Annotated in this window: 8 protein-coding genes, 1 tRNA gene and 1 pseudogene; 3 read left to right on the top strand and 7 right to left on the bottom strand. The window is 57.3% G+C overall.

The features are described 5' to 3' along the window. The 6 genes and pseudogenes from ABL922_RS13435 to ABL922_RS13410 form a co-directional block, all read right to left on the bottom strand. Positions 1-187, bottom strand: a 187-nt coding sequence (locus tag ABL922_RS13435) for a hypothetical protein (protein WP_349024721.1), incomplete at its 3' end; no start/stop codon positions are given. Beyond that, positions 184-900, bottom strand: a complete 717-nt coding sequence (locus ABL922_RS13430; RefSeq protein WP_349024720.1) for a type IV secretion system protein — start codon at positions 898-900, stop codon at positions 184-186. The genes ABL922_RS13435 and ABL922_RS13430, both read right to left, overlap by 4 nt. Before the next feature lie 20 nt (positions 901-920). Continuing rightward, positions 921-3,325 (bottom strand): annotated as a pseudogene (locus tag ABL922_RS13425) (VirB4 family type IV secretion/conjugal transfer ATPase). Then, complete coding sequence (locus ABL922_RS13420) at positions 3,318-3,662, bottom strand: VirB3 family type IV secretion system protein (RefSeq protein ID WP_349024719.1); 345 nt, start codon at positions 3,660-3,662, stop codon at positions 3,318-3,320. Before ABL922_RS13420 ends, ABL922_RS13425 begins: the two are co-directional and overlap by 8 nt. A 4-nt stretch (positions 3,663-3,666) precedes the next feature. Next, positions 3,667-4,032 carry a TrbC/VirB2 family protein gene (locus ABL922_RS13415; protein ID WP_349024718.1) on the bottom strand — a complete coding sequence of 122 codons (366 nt, stop codon included), beginning with the start codon at positions 4,030-4,032 and terminating at the stop codon, positions 3,667-3,669. Next, positions 4,029-4,709: a lytic transglycosylase domain-containing protein gene (locus ABL922_RS13410; RefSeq protein WP_349024717.1), complete on the bottom strand. Its 681-nt coding sequence runs from the start codon at positions 4,707-4,709 to the stop codon at positions 4,029-4,031. Before ABL922_RS13410 ends, ABL922_RS13415 begins: the two co-directional genes overlap by 4 nt. Before the next feature lie 353 nt (positions 4,710-5,062). Here ABL922_RS13410 and ABL922_RS13405 point away from each other — a divergent pair, with 353 nt between their 5' ends. From ABL922_RS13405 to ABL922_RS13395, 3 genes are all read left to right on the top strand, one after another. Next, the gene (locus ABL922_RS13405) at positions 5,063-5,524 is read left to right on the top strand and encodes a winged helix-turn-helix transcriptional regulator (RefSeq protein ID WP_349024716.1); all 462 of its coding nucleotides are present in this window, start codon (positions 5,063-5,065) and stop codon (positions 5,522-5,524) included. A 123-nt stretch (positions 5,525-5,647) separates the two neighbouring features. Continuing rightward, a complete protein-coding gene (locus ABL922_RS13400; RefSeq protein WP_349024715.1) occupies positions 5,648-7,165 on the top strand; it encodes a hypothetical protein in 1,518 nt (505 codons plus the stop codon). Continuing rightward, positions 7,155-9,629 (top strand): hypothetical protein, encoded by a 2,475-nt coding sequence (locus ABL922_RS13395; RefSeq protein WP_349024714.1) that lies wholly within the window; start codon positions 7,155-7,157, stop codon positions 9,627-9,629. Before ABL922_RS13400 ends, ABL922_RS13395 begins: the two co-directional genes overlap by 11 nt. Positions 9,630-9,810: 181 nt before the next feature. Here the strand turns inward: ABL922_RS13395 and ABL922_RS13390 are convergent. Then, positions 9,811-9,887 (bottom strand) — tRNA-Pro (locus tag ABL922_RS13390). Positions 9,888-9,908 lie beyond the last annotated feature (21 nt).

The following is a 9,908-nucleotide window of genomic DNA, read 5'->3' as shown; positions in this document are numbered from 1 at the left end:
CGGGTTCGGTGTCCTTGGGGGCGGTCGATCCCGCCCATTCGCGGCAAATCTTCTGCATCGGTTCGATCTCGTCGGGATTGGCGACATAATATCGCCAATCCCTTGGCTGAATGTCGGCTTGGGGTGTGGACGTGCCACACCCCGCCAACAGTAGCCCCGTGCAGATGATCACCGATCGCATCATCATTGCCCGCGATAGTAGCGGCTTGCGGCGTCCAGCTTTTGGGCGAGAGCTGCCTGCCCTTCGGCTGCGCGCTGGCGCTCCTGCGCCTCTTGCTGCAAGCCGATTGCTGCCAAGCGGAGTTGGTCGTTCTGCATCGCTGCGGATTCAAGTTGCAGCCGCGCCGTCAGGTCAGCCACTTCCTTCGCCGTTCCTGCGGTTGCCAACCGGCTGCGCAACTGGTCGAGACCTTGCGCCCGCGACGTGACGGCAGCGCCCATATTCTCGGCGAGGCCGGCATTGATCCCGATGTTGCGCGCGTTGAGGTCATAGGCGGCGCGGGACTGTTCCGAACCTGAAAGGCCCAACTGCCCCAGCAGATCGCGATAGACCGCATCGGCCTTGGCGCGGCCCGCGCCGACCACATCGAGATTGCCGTTGCCGAAGCCTTCGAGCGATCCGCCCGATATGTCGAGATCGCGCAGGGCGTCGGATTTGAGCTGCTGTGCCAGCGCGGGAATGTCGGTGAGCTTGTTCAAATCCTGATAGAGCTTCTGCGCCTCGGCAATTTGCTGCTTGCCTTGGGCAACGACTTGGAGCGCCTGTCGGACGGCGTTGATCTGCTGGATCAAGCTGGCACTGTCATGGACAGGCATCCCTTGTGCGAATGCAGGCAATGGGGCTGCGAACAGCAATGTTGCACTTAGTGCCCCAACTTGGGCTTTGGTCAAATTCTTCATCGACTTACCTTTCTCTCAGTTCAACTTGGACGCCTCCGTTTATGGAAGAGGGGAAGCCAGACAGCGGGATCGTTCCCCACTTCGGCAATTATCTCGTCGACAACGGCGGTGGTTTCCGCGCGGCCCGACAGGACCGCCAGTTCGTCATCCAGCCCTGCCAGATCGAGTTCCACCACAACGCTGTCATGGCCTTGCTTGACCAGAAATTTGTGACTCTCGGGCGCAAGCTCTTCGCGCACCAATTTGAATTCTGCTTCTGACAGTGCGAAGCCTTCGACATAATCGCGCCGCGCGCCGAACGGATTGGGCAGCATGACCTTGGTGGCGACCTGTTCGAGGATCGAATGGCTGATGTCGCTCTTGAGCGCGTCGGCAGGGGACTGCGTGGCGAAGACCAGCACCGCGTTGCGCTTGCGGTAGGTTTTGAGGCCGTCCTGGGCGAAGCGGCGGAATGCCTCGTCGCCGAGCGCCTTCCAGAATTCGTCGATGCAGATCACCATCCGCTCGCCGGTCAGGAGATGGTCGATCCGGTGGAACAGATACAGCATGACCGGCGTGCGAATGTCGGCGTTGTCGAGGAAGTCGGTCATGTCGAAGCCGATGAACCGGGCGTCGAGGGTCATTGAATCCGCCGTATTGTCGAACACCCAGCCAAGCGATCCTTCAGAGGTCCATTTCTCAAGCCGTGCACCGACGCCGCTGGAATCCTTCATGCCAAGCATCGAGCGGAGCGCGCTAAGCGAACGATCAGCAACGTCGAGCTTCATCACAGCATTGATACCGTCCTCGATCAGCCGTTCTTCCTGGACCGAAATCGGTTTGCCATCGGCGCGGACGAGCTGGCGGATGAACAGCGACAGGAATGTCTTGTCCTCTGCGCGATTGGCGAGCGCCTTGAGCGGGGAGAAGCCGGTCGGGACGCCGTTATGGAGCGCCAGATATGTGCCGCCGCTGGCCTGCACAAAGATTTGCGCGCCGCGATCCTTGTCGATGAATATCTGCCGTGCGCCGGTCTTCTCGGTCTGCGCCATCAGGAAGTTGAGCAGCACGGTCTTGCCGCCGCCCGATGGCCCGATGATTAGCGTATGACCGAGGTCGCCCTTGTGGAAATTGAAGAAATAGGGGCTGCGCGCATTGGTTTTGAGCAAGGCGATGGCATCGCCCCAATGATTGCCGCTGGCACCTCCGGCCGGGAATGTATGGAACGGCGAGAAGGCTGCGAAATTGAGCGAGGTGATCGGTGCGGGCCGTGCGCGCCATGCGAAATTACCGACGAGCTGCGACCAATAGGCCGCTTCAAGTGCCGCGCCTTCGCGGGCTGCCACCATGCCGGTATCGGCAAGCGCCGCCCTTGCGACCGACATATAGTCGCGCAGGGATTTCATCGAATTCGCATAGACCGCGAGCGTGAAGTGATGATCGCCCAGTACAAAGCGGTTCGACATCAGATCGTCGCCCGCATCGATCAGCGCATCGGCCTGGCTCACCGCGCGGTCGCCGGCATTTTCCATCTGGGTCATGCGCAGCCGGAATTTCTCGGTAGCCGCCGCCCGCCCGAGAAAGTGAAACTCTGCGTCAACACGAACCCGAAATCGACCGACAGCAGCGCCTCGAACTGGCGAGGCGTGGTTTGGGCGGGATATTCGCGGATACCGAAGATCCCGCCGAATGCCGAAGCATCGGCATCTCGCACTTCGATTGTTTCTGCGCCAAAGATCGTGCGTGAGCGGTAGAGCGCGCCGCCGAGATGGCCGCGCACGACGGGGACGCGGCGATGGCGGCCCGTCATCACCATGTCGGCCACTTCCATCGTTTCGGAGAACATCAGCCCGCGATGCTCGTAAATCGTGCAGCGACGGGGCTCGCAGCGCGCCATCAGTTTCTCGAAATCGCGGGCCTTGTCATCGAGCAGTTCGACAAGCGCGTCGTCGATCATCGGACCTTGCGGCACCGCTTTGGACACTCTGCGTTTGAACAACTGGATGATCTTGTCGCCGCCCGTGGCGCCGGGGCGGATCACCAGCGAAACAAAGAAGCGGTTGATGAACATCCGCTCCCGGTTGATCCGCCCGAAATAGGCGCGGTCGAGATCGGCCGCGAACCCCGACTTGAATGTGCCGCCCGGATATTGATCGACCCGCATTCTGATCAGATGGGTCCAGATCGACAGCCGTTCATCATGGAGGTTGCGCAGCAACCCGTTGAGCTTGGTGTGCCAGTCGTTGAGATCGCGGACATCGGCAGTCTCGAAGGCTCGGCCCTGCAACTCGAAAGTCAGCATGATGTCGCCGGAATCCAGTGCGACCATGTCCTCATTCAGATGCCGCGCGTAAGGCAGGAATTTGCCCGGGTCAGCCTCGCGCTGCGCCACTTTCAGCGGCACCTGCCCAGAAGCGAGCAGGCTTGAGGCGATCAGCTTAGCCATGACGGCCAAAGCCCTTGCGACGCAGCCCGGCGAGCGGCAGCGGCGAATAGCTACTGCCGCCCCAGAATGTGCGGTTGCGATTGCCGAGCTTGGTGCGCCCCCACAGGAACAGCAGGCGGAAGGCGTTGACGTCGTGGCGGACGATCAGCCGCGAGATCGAATAGCCGAAAGCGACGACCAGCGCCGCATAAACCGGGCTGTTGCTCCATATCAGCACCGACGCGCTGGAAATGAGCAGCAACACCGCCGCCTCAATCGGGATTCCCGCCCACAGCGCCGGTCGCGTCACTGCGAGAAACAGCGTGTTTTTGGTCGGAAGTTCGGTGTCGTCGGTCATGGCGTTATCCGGCGATCGCGCCGACAATGGCGTCAGCCGAAAAGACAATGGCGATCCCGATGATCACCGTGACCAGCACTGCGGTCGAAGCACGGCCCGTGAACCAGAGCAGGCCTGTCACGATGACGGCGATGACAGCGAGCGTGCGGAGCAGGGTCGATGAGAGCAAAGCGCGCACTTTGCTGGCGAAACTCTCCAGATTCTGCGCGTAGGCGGGATCGGGGTTTGCGAACGAAATGACCGTCGCCGCAGCCAATGCTGTACCCCACACTATGGCGCTTTGCCGCCTCTTGGGCATTGCGTTGAATCTGGTGACCAGGTTTGCCCGCCAAGTTCCGATGCCGCGCCCAACTCTCAGGATGACATTCATATGCTGCTCCTCTCGTTTTCGGCGAGAATTTGGGTTTCACGGTCGTAAGCGGCGCGCTCAAAGACGTTCCATTTCGGAGGTGGTGCAGGGCGGGTTTGAAAAATTGGCGTCGGGAGCGCGGTGTTTTCCGCAGCGAGATTCCCACGCAGATTGACGCTCGCGGGCGCGGCTATTGCAACAGCCGGCATCTCATCGCGATAAAATGCTGCTGTGCCAACAACGCCGGCGTTGCCAACGACCTTGGCAACATAGCCATTGCGAAAACCGCGCGTCTGGCTCCCCGTGTTATACATCGAGAGCGCGACCCGAAGGGCGGTTTGCGGATCACGACCGGCTTTCACCGAGTTGTAGTTCGTGGTGAGGACGCGGGCCAAGGCCGCGACATTGGTGCAGGGGTCAAACACCGTGCCCCAGGTCAGGCCAAGCCAGCGCATGTTGCGCGAGTTGATTTGGCCAAGCCCCAGATCGACGGAATATCCCGCTGCGACATAGCGGCGGGCCGTTGCAGTGGCATCGGCGGCGTTGCCTTGGCGGGCGGGTTGCCTCCCGCCGTTCACATTAAGGGCAAATTGCTCGCCGCTGCTTTCGGTCTGAACGATGGCTAGCACCGTTTCAGGTGCGACTGTTGGTGCGCATTGCGACGCCAAAGCAAGTATGGCCGCCGCAGAATAGGTCATTGCAGCCATTGTCCCGAATTTGATCTTAGTTGCACTTGGCAGTTCATTGCATTGCTCCCGACTTGCTGATTTCGTTTAAGAATGTCCCATCTGACGATTGAACTAACGATAGCTGCCGGGGCAGCCAGTCAGCTATGGTTTCAAGAAGGCGGAACTGGCTTTTCGACTCTACAATCGAAACTGGAAACGACCTTTGACCTTCAATCTTGATCCTGCGGACTGTGTTCGTCGCATTGCTGGGTGGGTTCGCGATCAACAGATTTTTGCGGAGAGTTCACACAAATAAGGCAAAATCGAACATTTGCCTTCGCAATCACAAGGCCCCGCTGGCGTCATCCAGCTAGGGGTAGACCATGAACCGAAGCCGCTATTTAACCCGGCGTCTCGATCACATTGATCGTGCAATAATTGCCGCATTGTACGAAGATGGACGCAGAACCATCAAAGACGTTGCGGAACTGCTTGATATGGCCAGCCCCAGCATCACGGCTCGTATTGACAAGCTCAAAGATGCAGGCGCGATCAGGGGATACACAGTTGTGGTTGATCCCGGCGCCTTCGGCCTCAATGTCGCGGCTTACATTCGAATGAACGCCATGCCCGGCAAAGTGCCGACATTAGAGAAGTTACTCGACGACGCGCCCGAAGTCGTTGAATCGCATCAAATCACTGGCGAAGATTGCTTTCTCGCAAAAGTTGTGGTCAGCGACGTGCACCAACTCAAGATTGTGGTTGAACGATTTCGGACCTGCTCATCGGCCGACCCAGCCATCATCCTATCCTCTCCAGTGCCGATGCGACTTCCCAAGTTGTAGGACGCACTGTGTAGGGCTGCGGCTAAATCAACTGTTTGTCGCCAAGTCAAACCTCCGCCGAACATCCCTTTCGATCTATATAATTTTGTCGATCTACGCGCTCGCCGGTGCGATAGGGATACTATGACACTCACAACTGACTGGACCAAGCCAGGAAGCTTTTCGGCTGGGCGCGATCCGCTCGGCTTTCAGGCCGCGTCCGTGCGGCTTTACACCTCGCTTGTACCTGGGCTCACGAATGTGACCAATCGGCTTCGATACTATTCCTTCTACTGTTGGGTCGTGTGGCAATTTGAGAATATTCATCACACCACCAAGGAGGATAAATGGATAGAATTCATCCGTCGCTGCGAAGCGGCGATAGCACTGGCGTGTCAGATCGGAGACGCCGCTAACGCCCTTGGCATGGCTGGATCGGAATGGTGGCGATATGAAGCCGCCGATACGTCCAAAAAATCTTTCGATCTCATCACTCCAACAAACAGGCCCGGCGAAGACGGTCAGTACTTGAAAGCAAAATACGGCAATTTCGGCCAGTTCTATACAGCGAGTATGCTGGAAATGGGCTTGATCGAGAGCGCTTCTGCCCGAATTTATGCCGTAAGCGGCATCGCTGGTAAAGCGCTCGCAGTTGCCGTTCAGGAAGAGCACCCGGAAGCCTGTGCACTCCTCCTCAAAGCTGTACAGGCAGGTCGAATTTCGCGGTCCGATTGCGAGACGATTTCCGAGGCTCTCCACCCGTCCTACCTCGATCCGTCCAGTCACGAAGCCATGTTGCTCAAGCAGTTTCTGCAAGGCAGTCGAGCCGATGACCCCACTGCCGAAGCAAGGCGAAGTTCGCTTCGCAATGTCTTGGCGGTGGTTTCGGATTCAAGCGGCGAATATGACCTGCGTCGGGAACTGTATGTTCAATCGGGAATTCTTGGCGGCCCGTCCCACGGCATTGAAAATTTGACGCGATGGCGGGCTTATTTTCTGAACGAGTTTTGTCATATCGCTCTTGAAGTATGGCTCAATGCCATTGTGGGTGTGTCCAACCAGCTCGCCGGACCAACGACGGTTGAAGCACTGGCAGCTAGCCTCGCAACGCTCGCGGTCAGCGATGGCAACGCCTCGACGGAGAACCTCGCTGCTAGCATGGCCTTGAAGAGCCTCGGGGAAGAACATGATCTGGGCGCAGAGTTGCTTGCGGCGGCATCGGTCAAGAGGATGCCCGAGACATCGGGCGTCACGGGCAGCACCCAGCTTATCTTTTCGCTTTGGCATCGGTGGAGAAAAGCGACGCAGGTTCGTGACGAGTTGCAACAAGAAACCGTGGAAGGAAGATCAGTCGAAGGAGTTTTCAGATTTCTCGACCTTAACTCCGCTGAAAATGCCAGGCTCACTGTGGCGAAGCTAATCAAGAAGTTCGTGGTATCGAACCATCTGACGATTGCTGGTCAGAAGTTGGCGACCGGAGGGCGCTTCACCTATCGGTTCACGCTCGACGACGGATGCCTGGTGGATGGCGAGTTTGGCGAATATACCTATACCCAGCCCAGAATAGCGAATTTGCTTACGTTCGCGCGCGATGCCCATTTAGTTGATGAGGAATCGGGGATTGTCACCGCCGCCGGCGCGGAATTCCTCAATGCCGCATAGCCTCTTCGATGACTTCAAGGAGGGCGGGTTTCACAGCTCAATCCTGTCGACTTTCAGCGTCGATCCGGCCTTTTACGATGCGAGCCTGCAACTCAGACTGCGCGGGCTTGGCTGCCAAAATAACTTGTTGCTGGCGGATGCGACGATGTTGGAGCAGTCGCTGGAGGCGCTCCCAGACGCCTTTGCGAACGCTGGCCGGAAATATCTAATTGTCCCCGTTACGACCACTTCGTGCTTCCATCCGAAATTAGCCCTGCGTTATGGAAAGGCGAAAGCCAGACTGATTGTCGGGTCCGCAAACGTAACCTCGGCGGGCTGGGCAGGCAATTTGGAGCTTGTGTCAACCCTGTCATGGCAGGCACGAGACGCGGACGAAGACAGCGAAGTCCATCGGACGCTTTTCATCAGGGCGCACCAATGGATGTCGGCGTTGATCGCGCCCACCGGTGACAACAAGGCAGCGTATAAGCTTGAGCTAATACGCAGCCAGTCGCCTTGGATTGACGATAACGGACTGGAGCGAGACGGCCCATTCAATCTGTCGGACGGATCTCAAATTGATCTGTTGCTGTCGGACCCGGCGAACGCAAACGGGCTCGCCGACAGGATGCTAAAGTTGGTCGATGAGCCTGTTGAGCGGTTAACGATCATCTCCCCATATTGGGATGACCAACTTTCTGCACTGAAGCGTCTGAATGCCGCAGTCGGTAATCCAGACCTGCGCATTTTTCTATCGCAGAACGCACGCAACCCGTCTCGATCATCGACATTTCCGATTGCCGCCATTGGCAAGCTGGCGCTAAAATTTCATCCGATCGGCTCGGGCGACGAAAGCTCCGACCGTTTTCTTCATGCCAAGATGTTCCTCTTTCACGGCAGCGACCACGATTTCCTGTTCATAGGCAGCGCGAATTGCACTGTAGCCGCTCTGGGTGTGCCGGGCAAAGCGGGGAAAAATCACGAATGCCTGCTTTACAGAAAGCTCCCGCGTGGATCTGCGAAGAAGGATCTGAAGCTATCCTACAAATCCAAGATTGCGGTTTCCGACATTGCGGTTCCCCCGGCCAAAACTGAAACTGCGTTCGACACAACGGCCTTTATGGCGGGGGCCGTTGAGCGTCGTGCGACACGACTGACCTGGTCGCCCGTTCCAAATTTTACTGCCCCTGTGGTGTCAATAAAAGTGGACGATGTGCATTTTCCTCTGGCGCAACGTGCTGATGGACTATGGATCGCCGACATAGGCGATATGAAACTCGGTTCAAATATTGCACGCATTTGCCTTGCCGACGGCAGGAACAGTCGGCCAATAATCATCGCTAATCCCGAAGAGCTGATGCGGTTTGCGCCATTTCCGGTTGCCGACTCCATCCGAAAGAAGCTTGATGCGGTCCTCAATGGAGACGCCGACCTGATCGGCCTCGCGAAAGACATTCACCTTTTGCTGGAAGATGATGCCAAGATCGGGCCAGCGTTGGAAAGAATCCGCTCCGCTAGCGGACACGGCACAACTCCCGGTATTGTGGGACGGGATTTCGCTACTCCCGAAGAGTTCAGGAAGGCGCTCAACCTCCGCGTCAGCATGAAGTCGGCCGGGCTGGCTCATGGAGACAATCCGGCACTTCAAGCGCTTCTCCAGATCGTTCTGCGCGGGATGGTCAATGTCGAGACGGCCGAAAGGCTTGATGCCGAGGACGCAGCCAAAGCGAAAGGTCACGACGTTGGCGAGGATCAGGATGATGTTGGGCAATCAGACGAAATCGCAGTGCCGCAAGTTACGTTATCCATTACGGATATGGAGCCGCAGGTTGTTTCCGGCAGCGAGTTCGATCGCAATCAAGCCGCGCTATGGCGTGGAATTGGGAAGTTTCAGGATTTCTTGGGGCGAGCGAAGGACTCAGACGATGCGCTCGATCTCAATTTTGTCACCCGATCGCTGTTCATGCTTTACCTGATGCTCCACGGTTGCACCAAGCGATACAAGACCGAAAATGGCGAGGAATCGGTCCTTATCCCGTTCACTGGGGGGCCGGGTGAGGATTTTCGGGACAGCTTTCTCTTCGTCGCCGCTCAATCAATCGCAGCGATTTGGGGACCAAATTTTGCTCGAAGCCTGATTAGCCGACTGAAATTCACCGCCGACGGTGACACGCTTCCGATCCAGATCACCACACTGACGATTATTTCTCGCTGGGTGCTGGCGGCCATCCTGTCAGAAGTTCGCGGTGCGAAGGCTCATAAGTCACTGCGCGATATTCTTGAAAAACAAGTGCCGAACCTCTTTGCCGCGACCAAGGTGTTTCCTGATTTGAGCCAAGAGGATCTGTTTGCGACCATCAAGCAGATGGAAGCGAACATTGGAATGGATGTGGAGCAAGGTGCCAGAATCAGAAATACGCTCGGTGAACTCGGAAGGGATCTGTCGGCGGACGCAACCCCCAAAATTGCTCAAAAATCGGAATGACTCGATAGGCCTATCGGTGTCCGAATCTCTTTACGCCATTGACCGAAAATAATGAGAAAACGGCTGTCTCAAGTCGCCGTCATTCTGGGCGAACCGCAAAAACTTCTACACAGTTCCTGCACAGGTTAAAAATGGCCTATTTTTATCAATTATATCAGTGACTTGAAAGTCACCGATATAATGGTCGGGGAGACAGGATTCGAACCTGCGACCCTCTGTTCCCAAAACAGATGCGCTACCAGGCTGCGCCACTCCCCGACGGGGCGAGCCTCTAGGACA

The organism is Sphingorhabdus sp. (assembly GCF_040079335.1).
Taxonomy (GTDB): Bacteria; Pseudomonadota; Alphaproteobacteria; order Sphingomonadales; family Sphingomonadaceae; genus Sphingorhabdus_B.
This window is presented reverse-complemented; position numbering and strand designations above follow the sequence as displayed.